General features: G+C 54.8%; 17 protein-coding genes. 8 read left to right on the top strand and 9 right to left on the bottom strand.

Translation table 11 applies throughout. From position 1 onward, the window contains the following. Positions 1-65 precede the first annotated feature (65 nt). From gatB to gatC, 3 genes are read right to left on the bottom strand one after another with little or no spacing between them, the layout of a single operon-like run. Positions 66-1,520: an Asp-tRNA(Asn)/Glu-tRNA(Gln) amidotransferase subunit GatB gene (gene gatB, locus TH25_RS08985; RefSeq protein WP_114088096.1), complete on the bottom strand. Its 1,455-nt coding sequence runs from the start codon at positions 1,518-1,520 to the stop codon at positions 66-68. Between the two features lie 3 nt (positions 1,521-1,523). Then, a complete protein-coding gene (gatA, locus tag TH25_RS08990; protein ID WP_114088097.1) occupies positions 1,524-3,002 on the bottom strand; it encodes an Asp-tRNA(Asn)/Glu-tRNA(Gln) amidotransferase subunit GatA in 1,479 nt (492 codons plus the stop codon). Further along, on the bottom strand, positions 3,002-3,292 hold the full coding sequence (gene gatC / locus TH25_RS08995) for an Asp-tRNA(Asn)/Glu-tRNA(Gln) amidotransferase subunit GatC (protein WP_073954284.1): 291 nt from the start codon (positions 3,290-3,292) through the stop codon (positions 3,002-3,004). The genes gatA and gatC overlap by 1 nt, the downstream gene beginning before the upstream one ends. 257 nt (positions 3,293-3,549) lie before the next feature. On the opposite strand from gatC, the gene ruvX reads away from it, so the two are divergent. Next, positions 3,550-4,077, top strand: a complete 528-nt coding sequence (gene ruvX / locus TH25_RS09000) for a Holliday junction resolvase RuvX (protein ID WP_114088209.1) — start codon at positions 3,550-3,552, stop codon at positions 4,075-4,077. Between the two features lie 55 nt (positions 4,078-4,132). On the opposite strand, the gene TH25_RS09005 is transcribed toward ruvX, so the two are convergent. After that, positions 4,133-4,966 carry a VOC family protein gene (locus tag TH25_RS09005; RefSeq protein WP_258549091.1) on the bottom strand — a complete coding sequence of 278 codons (834 nt, stop codon included), beginning with the start codon at positions 4,964-4,966 and terminating at the stop codon, positions 4,133-4,135. A gap of 315 nt (positions 4,967-5,281) precedes the next feature. Between TH25_RS09005 and TH25_RS09015 the strand changes: the two genes are divergently transcribed. From TH25_RS09015 to plsY, 4 genes are all read left to right on the top strand, one after another. Continuing rightward, positions 5,282-6,205, top strand: coding sequence for an AEC family transporter (locus TH25_RS09015; protein WP_114088100.1), 924 nt, complete (start codon positions 5,282-5,284; stop codon positions 6,203-6,205). Between the two features lie 159 nt (positions 6,206-6,364). Continuing rightward, positions 6,365-7,327 carry an aspartate carbamoyltransferase catalytic subunit gene (locus TH25_RS09020; RefSeq protein ID WP_114088210.1) on the top strand — a complete coding sequence of 321 codons (963 nt, stop codon included), beginning with the start codon at positions 6,365-6,367 and terminating at the stop codon, positions 7,325-7,327. After that, positions 7,324-8,661 carry a dihydroorotase gene (locus TH25_RS09025; protein WP_114088101.1) on the top strand — a complete coding sequence of 446 codons (1,338 nt, stop codon included), beginning with the start codon at positions 7,324-7,326 and terminating at the stop codon, positions 8,659-8,661. The genes TH25_RS09020 and TH25_RS09025 overlap by 4 nt, the downstream gene beginning before the upstream one ends. A 2-nt stretch (positions 8,662-8,663) precedes the next feature. Next, positions 8,664-9,311, top strand: coding sequence for a glycerol-3-phosphate 1-O-acyltransferase PlsY (plsY, locus tag TH25_RS09030; RefSeq protein WP_114088102.1), 648 nt, complete (start codon positions 8,664-8,666; stop codon positions 9,309-9,311). 68 nt (positions 9,312-9,379) lie between these two features. Here plsY and TH25_RS09035 read toward each other — a convergent pair whose 3' ends face one another. The 4 genes from TH25_RS09035 to TH25_RS09050 are packed head-to-tail and all read right to left on the bottom strand — an operon-like array spanning position 9,380 to position 13,100. Then, a complete protein-coding gene (locus TH25_RS09035; protein ID WP_114088103.1) occupies positions 9,380-11,221 on the bottom strand; it encodes a flotillin family protein in 1,842 nt (613 codons plus the stop codon). Between the two features lie 34 nt (positions 11,222-11,255). Continuing rightward, complete coding sequence (locus tag TH25_RS09040; RefSeq protein WP_114088104.1) at positions 11,256-11,918, bottom strand: YqiJ family protein; 663 nt, start codon at positions 11,916-11,918, stop codon at positions 11,256-11,258. An 11-nt stretch (positions 11,919-11,929) separates the two neighbouring features. After that, the gene (locus TH25_RS09045) at positions 11,930-12,601 is read right to left on the bottom strand and encodes a PspA/IM30 family protein (protein ID WP_114088105.1); all 672 of its coding nucleotides are present in this window, start codon (positions 12,599-12,601) and stop codon (positions 11,930-11,932) included. Then, complete coding sequence (locus TH25_RS09050; RefSeq protein WP_114088106.1) at positions 12,594-13,100, bottom strand: hypothetical protein; 507 nt, start codon at positions 13,098-13,100, stop codon at positions 12,594-12,596. The genes TH25_RS09045 and TH25_RS09050 overlap by 8 nt, the downstream gene beginning before the upstream one ends. 303 nt (positions 13,101-13,403) lie before the next feature. Here TH25_RS09050 and dprA point away from each other — a divergent pair, with 303 nt between their 5' ends. The 3 genes from dprA to rnr all read left to right on the top strand — a co-directional run bounded on the left by dprA (position 13,404) and on the right by rnr (position 19,981). Then, positions 13,404-14,675, top strand: a complete 1,272-nt coding sequence (gene dprA, locus TH25_RS09055) for a DNA-processing protein DprA (protein ID WP_114088211.1) — start codon at positions 13,404-13,406, stop codon at positions 14,673-14,675. Between the two features lie 161 nt (positions 14,676-14,836). Then, positions 14,837-17,512: a type I DNA topoisomerase gene (topA, locus tag TH25_RS09060; protein WP_114088107.1), complete on the top strand. Its 2,676-nt coding sequence runs from the start codon at positions 14,837-14,839 to the stop codon at positions 17,510-17,512. 81 nt (positions 17,513-17,593) lie between these two features. Next, positions 17,594-19,981: a ribonuclease R gene (rnr, locus tag TH25_RS09065; protein ID WP_114088108.1), complete on the top strand. Its 2,388-nt coding sequence runs from the start codon at positions 17,594-17,596 to the stop codon at positions 19,979-19,981. An 84-nt stretch (positions 19,982-20,065) separates the two neighbouring features. Here rnr and TH25_RS09070 read toward each other — a convergent pair whose 3' ends face one another. Beyond that, on the bottom strand, positions 20,066-20,857 hold the full coding sequence (locus TH25_RS09070; RefSeq protein ID WP_114088109.1) for an Hpt domain-containing protein: 792 nt from the start codon (positions 20,855-20,857) through the stop codon (positions 20,066-20,068). Between the last annotated feature and the right edge of the window lie 18 nt (positions 20,858-20,875).

Below are 20,875 nucleotides of genomic sequence, written 5' to 3' on the forward strand. Positions count from 1 at the left end.
GCACAAAAGCCGCCCTTCAATGATGAAGAACGGCTTTTGCAGCAAATATCGAACAGATCTGGCAATCAGCCCATGATCTTGTCGCGCAGCATCTTGTTGACCATGCCCGGGTTGGCTTTGCCGCCCGTGGATTTCATGACCTGGCCAACAAACCAGCCCAGCATACGGTCCTTACCGCCACGGATTTCTTCAACCTTGTCCGGGTTGGCGGCAATGACTTCGTCAATGGCCGCTTCAATCGCGCCGGTATCGGTGATCTGCTTCAGACCTTTTTCCTCAACAATCTTTTCGGGATCGTCACCGGTCTCGATCATGATCTCGAACACGTCCTTGGCGATCCGGCCGGAAATGGTGTCATCGCCAATCAGGCCAATCAGTTTACCAAGGTTCTCCGCCGAAACCGGGCTTTCCGAAACATCAACGCCCAGCTTGTTCAGCGCGCCAAACAGATTGGTGATCACCCAGTTTGCCGCCATCTTGCCATCACGGCCCTTGGCGACCTTTTCGTAATATTCGGCCTTTTCCTGTTCGGCGACCAGAACACCCGCATCATAGGCCGACAGGCCATATTCACGCATGAAACGGGCTTTCTTTTCGTCAGGCAGCTCCGGCAGCGTTTTTTCGATTTCCGCGATAAACGCATCATCAAAAACCAGCGGCAGCAGATCCGGGTCGGGAAAATAGCGATAATCATGGGCCATTTCCTTGGACCGCATGGAGCGCGTTTCACCGAGTTTCGGGTCAAACAGGCGGGTTTCCTGCAAAATCTCGCCGCCACCTTCGATCACCTCGATCTGGCGCATGGCTTCGATCTCGATCGCCTGCATCACAAAACGGATGGAGTTGACGTTCTTGATTTCGCAGCGTGTCCCAAATTCGGCACCGGGCTTGCGGACCGAAACGTTGGCATCGCAACGCATCGACCCTTCATTCATGTTGCCATCACAGGTGCCAAGATACCGCACAATCGCGCGCAGCTTGGTCAGATAGGCACCAGCTTCTTCCGGCGAACGGATGTCGGGCTTGGAAACGATTTCCATCAACGCCACACCCGACCGGTTCAGGTCGATATGCGAATATTTCGGGTCCTGGTCGTGCATCGACTTCCCGGCATCCTGTTCCAGATGCAGGCGTTCAATGCCAACGGCCTTGGTCGAACCATCAGGCATATCCAGAATGATCGTGCCTTCACCGACAATCGGCTTGTCAAACTGCGAAATCTGATAACCCTGCGGCAGATCGGCGTAAAAATAGTTTTTACGCGAAAACACGCTTTCCTTGTTGATCTTTGCCTTCAGGCCCAAACCGGTTTTCACCGCCTGGCGCACACATTCGGCATTGATCACCGGCAACATGCCGGGCATGGCTGCATCAACCAGGCTGACATTGGTGTTCGGATCACTCCCGAAAGAGGCCGACGCCCCCGAAAACAGCTTGGATTTGGAAATGACCTGGCAGTGAACTTCCAGACCAACAACAATTTCCCAAGGACCTGTTGAACCTTCAAGAATATAGGTCATGGATCAGCCCTCCTGCCCGAACGGTTTTGCATTGAAGGCTGCGGCATTTTCCAGCACGCCGCCGACACGCAGGACAGTTTCTTCGTCAAACGGTTTGCCAATCAACTGCAAACCCAGCGGCAACCCGCCCGATGACAGACCGGTTGGCACGGACAGCCCCGGAAGCCCGGCAAGGCTGGCCGGAACGGTGAACACGTCATTAAGGTACATCTTGACGGGATCATCCTCGTTCTCGCCAATCGCAAAGGCCGCCGACGGGGCCGTCGGCGTCAATATGGCGTCAACGGTGCCAAATGCGTTCTCGAAATCCTGATAAATGCGACGACGCACCTTCAATGCCTTGTTGTAATAGGCATCGTAATAACCCGCCGACAGCACATATGTCCCGATCATGATACGACGCTGGACTTCCTTGCCAAAGCCCGCAGCACGCGACTTCATATACATATCGTCCAGGCTGTCACCGTCTTCCATCACACGCTGGCCATAGCGCAGGCCATCATAGCGTGCCAGGTTTGACGATGCCTCTGCCGGGGCGACAATATAATAGGTGCCCAGTGCATATTTCGTATGCGGCAGGGAAACATCAACAACTTCGGCACCGGCATCGCGCAGCATGGCAATGCCGTTTTCCCACAGCTTGTTGATTTCTTCGGGCATGCCATCAACCCGGTATTCTTTGGGAATACCGATTTTCATGCCGCGAATGTCACCGGTCAGGGCAGCTTCAAAATCAGGCACCGCCACCGGGGCCGACGTGCTGTCCTTGGCATCATGCCCGGCCATCGCGCCCAGCATGATGGCTGCATCGCGCACGGTTTTGGTCATCGGGCCAGCTTGATCCAGCGAGCTTGCAAAGGCGACAATCCCCCAGCGCGAGCACCGGCCATAAGTCGGCTTCAGGCCCACAATACCGCAATAGGATGCCGGTTGACGGATCGAACCACCGGTGTCGGTACCGGTTGCCGCAAGGGCCATGCCCGCCGCAACAGCCGCAGCCGACCCGCCCGATGACCCGCCCGGCACCAGATCCTTGCCATCCGCCGTTTTCCACGGATTGATCACGTTGCCGTAATAGGACGAGGTGTTGGACGACCCCATTGCAAACTCGTCAAGGTTTGCCTTGCCCAGCATGACCGCCCCGTTATTAAACAGGTTGGTTGTCACGGTGGATTCATATTCCGGCTTGAAACCTTCCAGAATATGCGACGCAGCCGTGGTTTGCACACCTTCGGTACAGAACAGGTCCTTGATCGCAATCGGCAGACCTTCCATCTTGCCCGCGTCACCTTTGGCGCGCTTGGCATCGGATGCCTTCGCCATTTCAACGGCCTTTTCCGGCGTTTCGGTGATATAGGCATTCAGGTTGCGATGGGCATCCATCGACTTGATATGGGCCTCGGTCAGTTCAACCGATGTAAAATCGCCCTTTGCCAGCCCGTCACGGGCATCGGCAAGCGTTAATTTTGTCAGATCCGTCATTATTCAACCACCTTCGGCACAACAAAACAGCCAGCATCGGTCATGGGTGCATTTGCAAGCACCTTTTGCTGGATATTGCCATCGGTGACTTCGTCCTTGCGCAACGGCAGGGTCAGATCGGCAACCGATGTCAGCGGGTCACAGCCCTCGACATCAACTTCTTGCAGTTCCTCAACAAAATCGAGGATACGGGTCAAATCTCCCGCCAGTTCGCTCAGGCCTTCCTCGGACACGTTGATACGTGACAGAAAGGCGATCTTGCGTACTGTTTCCTTATCCAAAGACGACATGGATGAAAGTCTCTCTTAAGGAATGACAAAACACCCGGCGAACGGCCGTCCGCCAGAAACTGAAAATACAGCGCGGAACCTAGCACCCGGAACGCCTGGCGGCAAGGGCCGTGCACCCTACTTTCACGCGCGTTTTTGCTTCAAAATGAAATTTGTTGAAAATCCCAGCCCGATCCTGCCAAAACGGCATGACTGAATTGCCAGTTTCATCATGCTTTGCACTGGCAATTTTCCCGAACCAGCCCTATAAGGTCGCCATGATATGTAATGATACTCAGGAATTGCTGCGGTACCTTTCACCAGCAGCGCGGATTTTGGGCCTGGACCTGGGCACCAAAACCATTGGTGTTGCGCTTTCGGATGTCGGGCTGCAAATCGCAACGCCCTACAGCCTGATCAAGCGCAAGAAATTCACCCGCGACATTGTCGAGCTGGCCTCGATCATCGAAAAGCAGAATGTCGGTGCCATTGTCATCGGTTTCCCGCGCGAGCTGGATGGCACGATTGGCACGGCCTGCCATCGCGTTTATGCCTTTGTCGATGAAATGGACAAGCATATCGATCTGCCAGTTCTGCTGTGGGACGAACGCCTGTCAACCTCGGCCGTTGAACGCATCCTGATCGGTGAAGCCGACATGACGCGCAAACGCCGTGCCGATGTGGTTGATAAAGCCGCAGCAGGTTACATCCTGCAAGGTGCGCTTGATAATCTCAATCTTCATACCGACCCGGGCCTTGTCGATGACGATGATGAAGATTTAGATGACGACGGGGAAGAAGAATAATTCTGCCCCCGCGCTCTCATAATCGATTTGCCATCAAAAGCCGCCGAACAATCGTTCAGGCGGCTTCTTGCTGGGCAATCACCATCGTCACGCCAAACATGTGCGTGGGTGGCAGCACCAGCATGTCACCACATTCCACCGCGCCCAATGAAAACGCCGCCGGACGGATCGCCTCCATATCCTTCACCAGCAACCGGAAACCGGCAAAGCCATCATCGGGCAAAATGCTATCCCCCACCGGGTAACGCGCCAACAATTCATCCTGATGGCTCACATCAACAATATGGTTCAAGGCCATAGAAGAAAAAAATTCTTCCACGGCTTCCGCCGCCCAGTGGGTCAGAAAAACCTGATCAATGCCAAAGGCACTATTGGGATGATCCTGATATTCGGGGAAATAAAAATTCTCCGTCGGGTGATGATGCTGGCAGGAAAAACACACACCATGCCGCAACAATGGATGGCTGGCAAAAGACAGCGAAAACGCCAGATCAACCTGTTTTCCATCCGGTGTTTCACCCTTGCGGGCAAAGTCAAACACGTCAGGCACAGCCGCACCCGCCTGCAAAAAGGCCGCCCGGTCAGCGTGTGCATCCTGCGATTGCAATGCCAGCATCGACATGCCTTCCCGCAAGCGTAAAAAATTGCGGTTATAAACGGCAAATGAAAAAGGCTGGTCAAGCTCGTCCGGGCCGATCATTTCCGGATCCAGCACCGCTAATAATTCCAGATACATCCCGTCAAGCTGCACCAGCGCATTTCCGGTGCCAAACGGATGAACGGCCTTTGGTGTCACCCGGAAACCCAGTTTACGGTACCGGTCACAGGCAGCATCCAAGTCCTGCACACATAACACCAGATGATCAATCGCCCTGACCATATCTGTCATCTCCTTATAGATTCCCCCTTTTATCGACACAATTGGGGGTTTATCGCATCCCACGACGCAAGCCTGTCGCTGTTTTTTTACTCTATAAACGCCCCAAATGGCACGATTATCAGCCGAAATCCACAACCGAAACTGGTTTTTGCAAGCATTATAGTCATAAGCGGCTTTCCACCAAAAAGGCATAGAAAAATTGCATTCAACGCAACTTTGCCGCGCGATATTGCGCTTGCATGTGCCCCGACGGACTGCAAAACATTGCACAAGCTCGCAAACTGCCCTATCGAGTTATCCTTCCTTTTGCGATAGATCGAAACCATGCTCGCCATTCTTTCTGCCCTGATTCCGACTTTTGGCCTGATACTGGCGGGTTTCACCCTGCGCCAGTCGCGCTTTTTGCCTGATGCCTTCTGGCCCGGGGCGGAAAAACTGACCTATTTTATCACCTTTCCGGCCCTGCTGTTTTCCAACACAGCCAAGGCCGACCTTGGCAGCCTGCCTGTGACGGGTATTGCCATCGTCATTTTAGGTACCGTCTTTATCAAATCCGCCCTGGTCATTATGACCAAACCGGCCTTACGGGTATCCAATGCCGCCTTTTCATCGATCTTTCAGGGGGCCATTCGCCCCAATACCTATATTGGTCTTGCCGTGGCGGCAGCTTTGCTGGGCGAACGCGGGCTGACAGTTACGGCACTATGTGTCGCGCTTGTTGTACCAACGGTCAATGTTCTCTCGGTCATGGCCTGTTCCTGGTGGGGGGATAATAACCGCAAAACCGGTTTTTTATCCGTTCTGCGCGATGTCTGCCGCAACCCCTTGTTAATGGCCTGTGTCTTTGGCATTTTCGCAAATATATCGGGGCTGGGACTGCCCCCCATTTTAGGCCCCTTCCTGGAGGTTTTGGGCCGTGCCGCCCTGCCCATCGGCCTGCTTGCCGTGGGGGCCGGGATCGATTTGCAAGCCGCCCGGCGCGCCGGTGGGCCAGTGGCGGCATCGACGATTGGGAAACTGGTTCTCAGCCCGGCCATCGCCATCGGCCTTGCAATGACATTTGCCATGTCATCGGCAGATATGGCAGCCCTTGCCCTTTATGCAGGTCTGCCCTGTTCGGCCAGTGCCTATGTTCTTGCACGCCTGATGGGGGGCGACGCCAAAATGATGGCCAGCATCATCACCGTGCAAACCCTGGTTGCCATTGGCACCATGCCGGTTTTGGCTATTTTGCTTCACGCAGCCTAAGCCCCGACAGCACAACATTTTAACGCTTCAAATGCTGACCAGGCGGACAGGGTGAAATTTGATATTTCACCTTTCCGTAACAGGTGCAATTCGCTATGCTCCGCACGCAATTTTCCAATCAGTATGCAGCCAGGGAACAAGTGCAACGCCATGAGTGTCATGGGACCAGCGGCGGATCACTATCCGCATCCACATCTTCTGGGGATCGAAGGTTTGACCCCCGGGGAAATCACCCTCATTCTGGATCGTGCCCAGCATTATGCGGAAAAAAACCGCACTGCCGATAAAACCAGCAATATCCTTGCAGGCAGCACGGTCGTTAACCTGTTTTATGAAAACTCTACCCGAACACTGACATCCTTTGAACTGGCTGCCAAACGGCTGGGGGCGGATGTTATCAATATGACGGTGGGGACCAGTTCGGTCAAAAAGGGGGAAACCCTGATTGATACGGCCATGACCCTGAATGCCATGAATCCCGACGCCCTCGTTGTGCGCCATGCCGATAGCGGTGCCGTCAAATTGCTCAGCGAAAAGGTGAATTGTGCGGTTTTGAATGCCGGTGATGGCCGCCATGAGCACCCCACCCAGGCCCTGCTGGATGCGCTGACGATCCGCCGCCACAAGGGGCGCCTGCATCGCCTGACAGTGGCAATATGTGGCGACATCGCCCATTCCCGTGTCGCACGTTCCAATATTCTGCTGCTTAACACGATGGGGTCGCGGGTGCGTCTGATTGCCCCGCCTACGCTGATCCCTTCCAAAATTGATCGCATGGGCGTGGAGATTTTCCACGATATGGAAGAAGGCCTGAAGGATTGTGACATCGTCATGATGTTGCGCCTGCAACTGGAACGCATGGAAGGCAGTTTTATCCCGTCCGTGCGCGAATATTTCCATTTCCACGGTCTTGATCGCGCCAAACTGGCCAATGCCAAGCCCGATGCGCTGATCATGCACCCCGGCCCAATGAACCGGGGTGTCGAGATTGACAGCGAAGTCGCCGACGATGTGGAACGCTCCGTCATCCGCGAACAGGTTGAAATGGGCGTTGCCGTACGCATGGCCGCCCTGGAAATGCTGGTTCAAAATCACCGAAACCTTGCAGGGGGCCATTCATGATGCCTGCCATTCGCGCCAAAGCCAGCGGCAAGACCGCCTTTGTCAATGTGCGCCTGCTGGACCCCGCCACCGGCCTGGATCAAACCGGCGGGCTATTGATTCAGGATGGCGTCATTGCCGAAGTCGGCCCGTCCATTACCCGCGATAAACTGCCATCGGACTGCCGGGTTATTGATGGTCAGGGGCTATGCCTGGCACCGGGCCTGGTGGATATGCGCGTTCAGGTGCGCGAACCGGGGTTCGAGCATCAGGAAACCATCGAAACGGCGGGTAAATCGGCTTCTGTGGGCGGTGTTACCACCATGATCGCCCTGCCCAATACCGACCCGGTGATTGATGATGTGGCCGGGGTGGAATTTGTCGCCCGCCGGGCGCGCAAGGTCGGCCTTGCCAAGGTGTTTGTCTATGGCGCGGTGTCCAAGGGCATTGAAGGCCATGAAATCACTGAAATGGGCTTGCTGCATCAGGCCGGGGCGGTTGCCTTTTGCGACGGTGTGCAAACCATTGCCAGTGCGCGTTTATTACGCCAGGCCCTGTCCTATACCACCTTTTTCGATGGCATGATTGTTCAGCATCCCGAAGAACCGGAGCTTTCGCGCGGCGGCCATATGAATAGTGGCGAACTTGCCACCCGGCTGGGTCTTTCCGGTGTGTCGCCGCTGGCAGAAGTCATTCAGATCGAACGTGATATTCGCCTGGCGGAAATGACCGGAGGCCGTTTGCATTTCGCCCATATTTCGACCGGTGAATCCGTCGAGGTTATTCGCAGGGCGAAAAAGCGCGGCCTTAAAATCACTTGCGACACGGCCCCGTTTTATTTTGCCTTAAACGAAAATGCCGTTAGCGACTATCGCACCTTCGCCAAGCTGTCCCCGCCCCTGCGCGCCGAGGATGACCGCCAGGCAATTGTCATGGGCCTTGCCGATGGCACGATTGATGCGATCGCATCGGACCATAATCCGCAGGACCAGGACAGCAAACGTCTGCCCTTTGCCCAGGCAGCGGCTGGTGGAGTGGGTCTTGAAACCCTGCTGCCGATCACGCTGGAGCTTTATCACAACGGGCATATGTCACTGCTTGATGCAATTGGCAAAATCACCCATGCCCCGGCAAAGCTGATGAAACTCGAAAATCATGGCACGCTGGCAGCAGGCAGTGCAGCGGATATTGTGGTTTTCGACCCGGGCCGCCCGGCAAAGATCGATCCTTACAAGTTCCAGTCGAAATCAAAGAACTCGCCTTTTGACGGCCGTTTGATCCAGGGTATTGTTTTACGCACCCTGATCGATGGACGCGAAGTTTTTACACACCCCAGCTGTATTGAAGGGTCCTGATCATGGAACTCGATGCCACCTACAAGGCAACATTAATGTCCCTGCAAATTGCTGTTGTGTGCGGATACCTTCTCGGCTCCATTCCCTTTGGTCTGGTCTTGACCCGCCTGGCGGGCCTGGGCGATATCCGCACCATTGGCTCGGGCAATATTGGTGCCACCAATGTGCTGCGCACCGGCAACAAGTTTCTCGCCCTGCTAACTCTGATTGGCGATAGTGGCAAGGGGGCAGCCGCCGCCCTGCTATTTGCCTATTTTTACGGGCCGGAACAGGGCATTTTTGCCGGGGCGGCCGCCGTGGTAGGGCATATGTTCCCGCTCTGGCTGCGTTTTAAGGGGGGCAAGGGTGTTGCCACCACGCTGGGCACGCTCTTGGCCGTCAACTGGATAATGGGTGTTATTGCCTGCCTGGCCTGGCTGGTCATGGCGCTGATTTTCCGTATCTCCTCGCTTTCGGCCCTGATGGCCCTTGCCGTGGCCCCGCTGGCAGCATTTTTCGTCGCACATGATGTCGGCGCAGGCTGGCTTGCCCTGTTTTTGGCCATTATCGTCTGGGCAGCCCATCACACCAATATCCGTCGCCTGTTAAATGGCACCGAGCCCAAAATTGGTGACAAGAAAAAGAATACCGAGGATTCCACAGCGAAATAACCCGCCTCGCTATGAAAAAGCCCATCCAGCGGCATCTGGATGGGCTTTTTGCTTAGCTATAGAATAGATCAGATTTTCGGTTCTTGCGGGCGAGTGACCTTATCGGCCGACATTTCTTTGGACGCCAATGAGGCATCAATTTCCGTATCATCGTCGGCCTTGGCATTGCCGCTGGCGTGAGATTGCGGGTCCAATGCGGTGTCAGATTTTGACTGCGATACGGTATCTGTCAGACCCGGCAAAATCGAAGCCATGCTGTTAATATCGGCACCATTGATCCCAACCTCTTTTAACAAAGAATCCAAAAGCGGTGCCTGGGCGCGATAACGCAACGCACTATTCACAACATTGTCCGCCAGGCTTCCGCCGCCATTGGCATCACTGCCGCCAGCACCGCCAGACGAACCACCGGTCAAACCATCAACCTGAATGATTTTGATACCGTCGATATTCTCCATCGGCTTGACACTTTCGCGAATGATCTGATCAAGATTTTCAATCAGCTTGATCTTGATCTGCATGGCAATCTGTTCGGCTGACAGCACATTTTGCGCTTCATTAAGCGCGCGTGTCCCCGCCGCATCAACGCGGTAGCGAACTTCGGCGGCTTCAGCACGCAGTTTTTCCGCTGCGGCGTCACCTTCGGCTTCTTCGCGCAAGGCTTCGGCACGGTCGGCAGCCGCCATTTTCTCGGCTTCGGCCGCAACCTTGACACTAATCGCCTGACGTTCGGCCTCTTTGGCCGCTTCAATCAGCTCAATCGCCTTCTGACGTTCGGCAATTTCGCGTTCACGGGCCGTTGCAACACGTTCTTCGGCCTGTACAGCCTTGGCACGGGCCTCATCGGCATTCGACTGGGCTTCGGATTGTTCTTTGGATTTTTCGGCAATGGCAATGGCACGGCCCTGCTCGGCCAGTTCAATAACCTTCTGCTTTTCAATTTCGCGTTCGCGGATCAACCGTTCCATTTCAATCCGCTCTTCGGCAATCCCTTTATCTGCAGTAATTTTGGACTTTTCGACATTCTGAACGGATGTAATTTCAGCCTGTTGTGCCGCCTGCTCCTGCTCTGCCCGATGGCGGGCAATTTCGGCAGACTGGGTGGACTTGCGAACCTCAATTTCGCGCTGCTGTTCAAGACGGGCATATTCTTCGTCGCGCAGAAGTGCCAAATGCAGTTTTTCACTCTCCAGGTTCTTGGTTTTAATCTGAACCTGTGTTTCCTGCTCTATATCGTTGCGAATTTTCTTGCGGCGTTCAATTTCTTCGGTCAACCGCGTCAAACCTTCGGCATCGAACGCGTTATTCGGGTTGAAAAATTCCATCCCGGTCTGGTCAAGCCCCGTCAGGGAAACCGATTCAAGCTCCAGACCGTTTTTCAAAAGATCCTCGGTAACGGCCTGCTGCACCTTCTGAACAAAATCGGTTCTTTTTTCATGCAGCTCTTCCATCGTCATTTCGGCGGCAACAGAGCGCAAGGCATCAACAAACTTGCCTTCAACCAGTTCTTTCAATTCCAACGGCTGCATCGTCCGCTTACCCAGCGTCTGGGCGGCCGCGGCAATAGACTCTTCGGTGGGCTGGGCCCGCACATAAAATTCGGCAACCACATCAACGCGCATGCGATCCCGCGTGATCAGTGCCTGATTATCATCGCGGCGCACTTCAAGGCGCAACGTATTCATATTAACGGGAATGGTTTCATGAAGGATCGGAAAAACCAGCGCCCCGCCATTCATAATGATTTTTTGCCCGCCAAAACCGGTACGGACAAAAGAAATTTCTTTGGACGCGCGCACATAAAGCCGCATCAGGATAAACCCGATCGTCAAAAGTGCCACAACAATGATAATCGCTGCCGAGCCGACACCGATCAGCCCGTCAAACATACCCGTATTGTTGTCATACATTCAGAATACTCCAGCAGCCGTCATTGGATAAAATTCAGTCAATCAAACCATCCGATTCAATCGGGATGGCGAAATAAATGGATTTGTGCCTGCGCACCAACAGCACCTTTTGTCCCTGGGCGAAAATGTCCTGGTCATTGTCAGGTTCGATCAGGATGTAATGCGTCTGCCGATACTGATCTTTGAGCTTGCCCTGGGCGGGGTAATCCTTTCGGGCTTCTCCGCCGGTAATCACCGCTGGCTTGCCGATCAGGCTGTCGTGGGAAACAGCCGATGTTTCATCACGGGGGATAATCGCCGCAAGTGCCCTGTTGCCAACGCTTAACACCGGCATGGACAGCACCAAAGCCGGAATACAGGCCAAAAGGGCAGGCAAAGGCGCCCCCAAAACGGCAGCGACCATTCCCTGCAGAAACAAACCGATCAGGCCAAATGCGACCAGAAAAACGATCAGCGAAAAAATCGCAGGGATGCGGCCAATTTGCAGCCAGGTCAGAAACTGGCCGCCAATGGACGGTGCTGTCATATCCGGGACATCAATATCGAGATCAATATCGGGCAACAAACCATCGAGAAACCCGAATATTCCCGCACCAATAATCAGGCCAATGCCCTCGATTAACGCCAAAATCGCCACGATAACCAGAGAAACCGAAAACGGGAAATTCGACGTTTCGTTCAGATAGGACAGGAACATCACCAAACCACTTATTTATTGAGGCGAGTCTTGATCGCCGCCAGGCGCTCGTTCACCCGGTTTTTGCGTGCCAGCGTTTCAAGTTCCTGAAGCTGGACTGCGGTTTTCGGCGCTGTCATGCCACCAGAGCCAGCAACGCCCTGACGGTCCATCACACGTTCAAACGCCTGGGTTGCCCTGGAGGCGCCCTGCCCCAAAGAAGCCTCTGCCGTCTGGCCCGACGCATTTATTCTGGTGGCCTCACGCGCCTCGCGAAAACGCTGCAATTCTGCTTTCATTTCGCGTTTGCGCGCCTGAAGGGCGGCAACATATCCTTCAAGTTCGCGTTCTCTCTCGGCGGCGTCGGCAATGCTTTGTTCCAAAACGGGAATTTGCGCTTCTATATCAAGCTGATGGGAAACTGCGGTTTCAGCCAGATCATCGCGCCCTTCGCCAATCGCAATCTCGATTTTGTCCGACAGGTCTTCATGTTCGGAATTTTTATCGGAAAGCTTTTTGTTTGCCAGATGCTTGGCAGCAAGAACCTTGCCCAGTTCATCGCGCACCTCGGTAATCGCGTCGTCAATTTCACGCACGGATTGTTCCATGATGGCTTCGGGTGCAGCATCTTCAACCGCATCCAAAATGGCATTCAGACCGCCACTGATGATACGGCCCACGCGGCTTGACAATCCTTCAGACATTGGCCTTCTCCTTTTGATTTTGCGCGTCAATAACGTGCGCCAATTCAACAATACGTTTGGTCGTGTTGGTCATCAATCCGGGATCAAAGCAGGGTGCATCCTCGGTAATGGCGAGACGCAGGATATATTCAGTCAGTTTCACCGCCCTTTGCGCCAGCCGGGCCTCGTACCGGACAAGATCATCGGTATTTTCAGGACTGCACATAAACTCGGCCAGCGTTTCACACAGCCAGTCGGCGACATAGTGCATCAATTCAGAGTCGACACCCGCTTCGCGTTCAAGATTGCGCAAATTGTCAACGGATGGCCGCAAATCCTCCTGCATCGCTTTAAGAACGTCATTGAAATCCTGGCCTGTCTGCTTCCGAAGACGTGCATCGGAAATAATCTGCCTTATTTTGTCGCTGGGTGTAACAGCACCGGAAACTTCCAAAGACGCAATAAAGTCAGCATCTTCCGCTGGCAGCCGAACACTGAATGGAACTGATTTACCCGGCAAAACCGCTCTCCCGCCTGTCTTTTAATAACCCATAGGTGAATATTTCGATGAATAGACAATCAAAGTATTTCACCGTCAACAAAAGTCAATACGTTTGTTTTCATTCGTAAACAAACGATGACAATAACATGACAACCAAAACTGGCAAAAATGTGACAAATATTACCTGTAGTGGCCCCTATCGTGCTGATGTCACGATAGAAATGCTTGACGTTTTAACGTCGGAATAGCCACAATTCGCGCGCTATGAATTCAAAAACATCACAACCCGAGCGGCTTCCCCAATCCGAACGACTGGCCCGTATGCGTCTTGCGCGTAGCGGCCAGATCGGACCGGTGACTTTTCGCCGCTTGCTTGAACAATTTGGCGCGGCACGAATGGCGCTGGAGGCCCTGCCCGACATTATTGCCAAAAGCCGGGCCAAACGCCCGATGCAAATCGCCACGCGCGATGACACGATTGCCGAAATCGAAATGGCTCTGGCCATCTCGGCCCGGCCCATCATTTGGGGCGACCCGGAATATCCGACCGCACTGGCCGCGATCGAGGATGCCCCGCCTTACTTTTATGTTCTGGGCGATCCGGCATTTCTGAACCAATCCACAATCGGCATTGTCGGGGCACGGAATGCGTCGCTGGGCGGCTGTCAGTTTGCAGGGAAACTGGGACGCGAACTCGCCCTGGCCGGTTACAATGTGGCATCGGGTTTGGCGCGCGGTATTGATGGTGCTGCCCATGAAGGGGCGATTAACGCCTTAAGAAAACAAACCGGCAATTCCTCGTCAGGCAGCAGCAATGCGGGGGTGACAATTGCTGTGGTGGCTGGCGGCGTGGATGTCATTTATCCGCGTGAACATGCCGATCTTTACCGGCGTATTTGTGAAAATGGCTGTGTCATTTCCGAAATGGCACCGGGCCTCAAGCCGCAGGCGCGGCATTTTCCGCGTCGCAACCGCATCATTTCCGGCCTGTCACAGGGGATTGTCGTGATCGAGGCCGGGCGCAATTCCGGCTCCCTGATTACGGCGCGCATGGCTGCCGAACAGGGGCGCGATGTTTTTGCTGTTCCCGGATCCCCCACCGACCCGCGTGCCGCCGGCCCCAACAGCCTGATCCGCGACGGGGCAATATTGTGCGACTCCATTGATGCCATTCTCGATGTTGTTGGTCCGGCACAGGGTCTTCGGCAATTTAATGCCCCTGTATCGGCCTTTAATAGCGACAATCGCCCGGCCCCGGCCCAAAGTGGCGTGATCGACATTGCGGCAATTCTGGCAGGTATGGAGCAGGACCGGGCAACAATGCCCGATGACGAAGAAACCCCCAAAACAGAAAAAACCGCACAAAGCCCGGCAAAAGCAACCGCCCCAAAGCCCCAACCGTCCCAAAGCGAACAGGGCTTTGACACCGAAAAAATATATGAATTGCTGTCAAGTGCCCCAATGGCAATTGATAGCCTGATCAGGGCATCAAATCTTTCTGCGGGGGCTGTTTCCACCCTGTTGATCGAGCTTGAACTTGCAGGAAGGGTTGAACGTCACCCCGGAAATAGGGTATCGCGTATCCCTAATTGAGTCTTGCCGTCGTTGAAATAAACCCAATATCAATCGTCAACAGCGTTTCAAGACACAATCCGAGCGCATTTTCCGTCATGATATGAAGGGACTTGCGATACATATGCTTTGCAGCATACCTTTTCCGCCACCAGGCGCAAAAACCGGACACGTAAGCAGTAATGAATCTTGTCATCGTCGAATCGCCAGCCAAAGCCAAGACGATAAACAAATATCTCGGTGATGATTACAAGGTGTTGGCTTCTTTTGGTCATATCCGCGATTTGCCATCCAAGGATGGTTCGGTTGATACAGATAACGATTTCGCCATGATCTGGGAAACCGACAGCCGGTCGGAAAAACAGATCCGCGACATTGCTGCTGCTGCACGCGACTCTGATACCATATATCTCGCGACTGACCCGGATCGCGAAGGTGAAGCCATTTCCTGGCATATCCTTGAAGTTCTGGAACAGAAAAAGCTGCTGCAGGGCCGCGATGTGCATCGCGTTGTGTTTCATGAAATCACCAAACGTGCCGTAACCGAGGCAATTGCCCACCCGCGCACCTTAAACCAGGAACTGGTCGATGCCTATCTGGCGCGCCGCGCACTGGATTATCTGGTGGGTTTTAACCTGTCACCGGTGTTATGGCGCAAACTGCCCGGTTCACGCTCTGCAGGACGTGTGCAGTCGGTCGCGCTGCGCCTGATTTGCGAACGCGAAATCGAGATCGAGGCCTTCCGCCCTGAAGAATACTGGTCGCTGGAAGCCAATTTTGGTGTGCCCGAAGGCAAATTTTCCGCGCGCCTGACCCATCTGGATGGCAAAAAGCTCGACAAGCTGGCAATTGGCAGCGAAAGCGATGCCAAAATTGCCAAGGAAAAGGTGGAATCGCGCAGCTATACGGTTTCCAAGGTGGAGCGCAAGGACGTCAAACGCCGTCCGCAGCCGCCTTTCACCACCTCCACCCTGCAGCAGGAAGCCTCGCGCAAACTGGGTTTTGGCACCAAACGCACCATGCAACTGGCCCAGCGCCTGTATGAAGGCGTTGATATTGGCGGTGAAACCGTTGGTTTGATCACCTATATGCGTACCGACGCCGTTGTGCTGTCCTCCGAAGCCCTGGCCGGGGCACGCCGCCTGATCGACAAGGATTATGGCAAGGATTACCTGCCGGAAAATCCGCGCAGCTTTGCCAACAAGTCCAAAAACGCGCAGGAAGCCCACGAAGCCATCCGCCCGACCGATGTTTTCCGCCGTCCCGAGCAGGTGGCGCGCCACCTTGATAAGGACCAGTTGGCCCTGTACACCCTGATCTGGAAGCGCACCGTCGCCTGCCAGATGGAAGACGCGAAATTTGACCAGGTGGCGGTTGATCTGGCCTCGAATGACAATCATGTCGTGTTACGCGCCAATGGGTCGGTGGTGAAATTTGATGGTTTCCTTAAACTGTATCAGGAAGGCAAGGATGATTCCGACGATGACGATAATGACCGTCGCCTGCCGCCGTTAAAAGAAGGGCAGAAACCCGGCCTTGAAAAGGTCTCGGTTGACCAGCACTTCACCCAGCCCCCGCCCCGCTATACCGAGGCAAGCCTGGTCAAACGGCTGGAAGAGCTGGGCATTGGCCGTCCGTCAACCTATGCCTCGATCATTTCGGTATTGCAGGACCGTAACTACGTTACCCTGGAAAAACGCCGTTTCATCGCCCAGGATCGCGGGCGCCTGGTGACGGCATTTTTGTCGAAATTCTTTGAACGTTATGTTCAGTACAATTTCACCGCGGAGCTGGAAAACCAGCTTGACGATGTTGCCAATGGCGAACGTAAATGGCGCGATGTCCTGACCGATTTCTGGACATCGTTCAAAGGCAATGTCGATGAGGCCAAGGAACTCAAGATCAGCGATGTTCTTGATGCCCTGCAGGTGATGCTGGAAAATTATCTGTTCCCGCCGCGCGAGGATGGATCGGATCCGCATAAATGCCCGAAATGCGAAGAAGGCACATTAAGCCTGAAGCTGGGTAAATTCGGCGCGTTTCTGGGATGCTCCAATTACCCGGACTGCAATTACACCCGACCGATGGTGGCCAACGACAATGCCGGCGACACCGCCGAACTTGATGGCGGCCCCAAGGTTTTGGGCGTTGATTCCGCCACCGGCAAGGAAATTACCTTGCGCAAGGGCCCTTATGGGGTGTATGTGCAGCTTGGCGAGGAAGAAACCGTCGAGGGCAAAAATGGCAAGCCCAAGAAGGTTAAACCCAAACGCACCTCGCTGCCCAAGGGTCTGGAACCCTCGGTCGTTGATTTGACCAAGGCGGAAGAATTGCTGACATTGCCACGCGATGTGGGCGTATTTCCGGAAACGGGCGAAACCATCAAAGCCAATATCGGGCGTTTTGGGCCTTATGTCCAGGCAGGCAGCATTTTTGCCTCCCTTAAGGCCGATGACGATGTTCTGACAGTTGGCGAAAACCGCGCCATTACCCTGATTGCCGACAAACGCGAAAAAGCCGGCAAGGAAATTGGCAAACATCCTGACGATAACGAACCCATTTTGCTGGCCGAAGGCCGCTGGGGGCCGTTCGTCAAACACAAGAAAACCAACGCCAACCTGCCGCGTGACACAAAAAAGGAAGATGTCACCCTGGAAATGGCGATTGCCGCCTTAAAGGAAAAAGAAGCCAAGGCCGGTGCCAAAACCGGCAAAACAGCTGCTTCGGGTGCCAAGAAAACCGCCGAGAAAAAAGAACCGGCGAAAAAGGCTCCCGCCAAAAAGACGGCTGCAAAGAAAACACCTGCCAAAAAACCGGCAGCAAAAAAGACAACCACAAAAAAGGCGGCTGCCAAATAGAAAGCAGCCCTGTCTTTCCGGGCCGGAGTTGAGTGTACAGCCATCCGGCCCGCACAAGAATTTTGAAAGGACGCCACAAACTTGGCGAACAATAAAGAAGATAACATTCCCTTCCCGACCAAAGAGCAGATTCTCGAATTTGTCGAGATGAGCCCGACGCCGGTTGGCAAGCGCGAAATTGCCCGCGCTTTCAATATCCGTGGCGCGGCCAAGATCGAGCTTAAAAAAATGCTCAAGGATCTGAAATTTGGCGGGGACGTCGTGGCCGGGCGCAAACGGTTTAACAAACCCGGTCGCCTGCCCCCGGTCGAAGTGCTTGAAATTACCGGACTGGACGAACATGGCGAGGTGCTGGCCCGTCCCAATGTCTGGAAAGAACCCTATGATCCGCCTGTCATTTACGTGAAATCATCGCGGCGTGGCAGCAACGGCCCCAGCGCGCCCGGCATTGGCGATAAAATCCTCGCCAAGCTGCGCTATACCGGCAAAAGCACCTATGATGCCAGCGTCATGCGCCTGTTGGGCAGCGGCCCACAGCGCATTTTGGGTATTTTCCGCCCCAATCAGCGCGAAGGCCGTGTGGTGCCGACCGACCGCAAGGATAGCGGCGAGATCGCCGTGCCGTTAGATGACCATCCCGGCCTTGAAGCCGGAGCCCTCGTGCTGACGGAATTGTTGCCCGGCAAACATTTTGGCCTGCGCAAAGGCCGGATTATCGAGGTTCTGGGCAATATCAACGAACCCAAATCCATCAGCCTGGTTGCCATTCACGCACGCGGCATCCCGTTTGAATTTCCGCCCGAAGTCGAACTTCAGGCACGGGAATCCAAAGCAACCCCAATGGATAACCGCACTGATTTGCGGCAGATCCCGCTTGTCACCATTGACGGCGAAGATGCGCGCGATTTTGACGATGCCGTCTGGGCCGAGGCCGATCCCGACCCTGAAAATCCCGGTGGCTGGCATGTCATGGTCGCGATTGCCGATGTGTCCTGGTATGTGCGCCCCGACGATGCCCTTGACCGTGAAGCGGTGAAACGCGGCAATAGCTGCTATTTCCCCGATCGCGTTGTGCCCATGCTGCCGTTCGAGCTGTCAAACGGCTGGTGTTCGCTGGTCCCGCACGAAGACCGCGGCTGTATGGCCGTGGAAATGTGGCTGAATGCCAAGGGCCAGAAACTGCGGCACAAATTTTGCCGGGGCATGATGAATTCGGCCGCGCGCCTGACCTATAACCAGGTGCAGCGCGCAATGGACGGTACACCTGATGAAACAACCGCCCCGTTGCTTGATACGGTAATCCGGCCGCTTTATGGGGCTTATCATGCGTTCCTTACTGCCCGTGAGAAACGCGGTGTTCTGGAACTCGATGTACCGGAACGCAAAATCGAGCTGAATGACAAGGGTGAAATCGTTGCTGTCGCCGCGCGCGCCCGATTTGACAGCCACAAGCTGATCGAGGAATTCATGATCGCGGCCAATGTGTGTGCCGCTGAAGAACTTGAACGCCTGAAACAGCCCTGTATGTACCGTATCCACGATGCCCCCAGCGAGGAAAAGCTGGAGGCCCTGCGCGAATTTCTGGAAGGGGCGGGTTATAATTTGCGTCCGGGGTCGGTTTTAAAACCCCGCGATTTCAACCAGATTTTGCAAATGGCAAAGGACACGCCCGAAGCAGAACTGATTAATACGGTGGTGTTGCGCAGCCAGTCCCAGGCCATGTACAGCCCCGATAATATCGGCCATTTTGGCCTGGCGCTGAACCGTTATGCCCATTTCACATCGCCCATTCGCCGCTATGCCGACCTTCTGGTGCACCGCGCGCTGATTGCCGGGCTGCATTTGGGCGAAGGTGCCTTGCGCCCGCAGGATGGCGAACGGTTTGAACAGCTTGGCGAGGATATTTCGGCAACCGAACGCCGCGCGGCCATGGCGGAACGGGATTCCGTTGACCGTTACGTGGCGGCCTATATGGCCGATCGCGTCGGGGCGGAACTGCCGGGTAAAATTTCCAGCGTCACGCATTTTGGTCTGTTTATCACCCTGCAGGAAACCGGGGCCGACGGGCTGGTGCCGATCAGCACCCTGCCCGATGATTATTACGTCCATGACGCAATCAATCATTGCCTGGTCGGTGAAAATCGCGGCAAGACCTTCCGCCTTGGCGACACCGTCGTGGTACGCGTGGCCGATGCCGATGCCGCGACCGGATCATTGTCGCTGCGTCTGGCGGACCATGCCGACATCACCGCACGAGACCTGGTTGAACGCCCGCGCGGGCGGCGCAGCGGCCCGCCGCGCGGCAAACGCAGCCCTGGTGATCGCAATGACCGTCACGGCGCAAAACCCGGCTTTCGCGCCAGCGCCAAAAAGACGGCAGGAAAAAAAGCCGATGGCAAAAAAACGATGCCCAAAAAGCAGCGTAAATTACGCGCCGCCAATCGGGCGGCCAACAAGCCCAAATCTTGACCCTCGCCATAACGGCAACACCCCGCACAAAATGCGGGGTGTTGTTTTTTGAGCGATCAAAAAGTCTTTGTGAAAGCGCCGGTTTCACCCCAGCGTTTCAATAAATTTCACCAGATGTTTAGTTGTTTCGCGCCCGCGATTGGTAATCACGGTGACATTTTCAGGCAGGCCTTCAAGGTCCGGGTGGCTGGCATCAAAACTCGTCAAAAGGCCCAGCGGCTTGCCTTGCAGCGTTTTCATCGCCGACAGGGCACGAATAAGTTCAATCCCGCTAAGACCGTCCAGTACAGCAGCCGAAATAATGGCGTCGGGGCGCGATTGCACCACGGTCTGAAAGGCTTCGACGGCAGAACGCGCGGCAATGGTACGATAGCCGCGTTCGCGCAACTCGCGCTGTAAAAAATGCGCCTGTACGGCGGTTGCCGTCACAATCAGAACTTCCATCTGATTACCATGCGCAGAAGTCGCCCCTTGTCGCGTATCGGCGGCACCGCCTGACGAAGCGGTGCGCGATGGCAGCGAACGCAAAATGCGAATTTCTTCTTCGGCAGCCGGATTGGTGCCGCTTTCAACGATTTCGCGTATCCAGGTGGTAAAATCCACCAGCGATGCGGCTTGTTGATCATCAATTTTGGTTAAATCGGCAATGTAATCCTCCAGCCGGTGCGCAATCGCACCAACCAGCGGAAATCCAAAAGATCCTGCCAACCCTTTGACGGTGTGCGCCTCGCGGCGCAATTCGGCAATACCGGCCGATGCGTCATCCATACCGCCAGCAACCCGGTCAATCGTGGTTTCTATCCGGTCAACACGGTCAATCGTATCTTCAATGAAGTCCTGCTTGAGCCGCGAAATGATGTCGTCAGCATTGTCCATGATAAAAAAGGCTCCTGA

Source organism: Thalassospira profundimaris, assembly GCF_003326755.1.
GTDB lineage: Bacteria > Pseudomonadota > Alphaproteobacteria > Rhodospirillales > Thalassospiraceae > Thalassospira > Thalassospira profundimaris_B.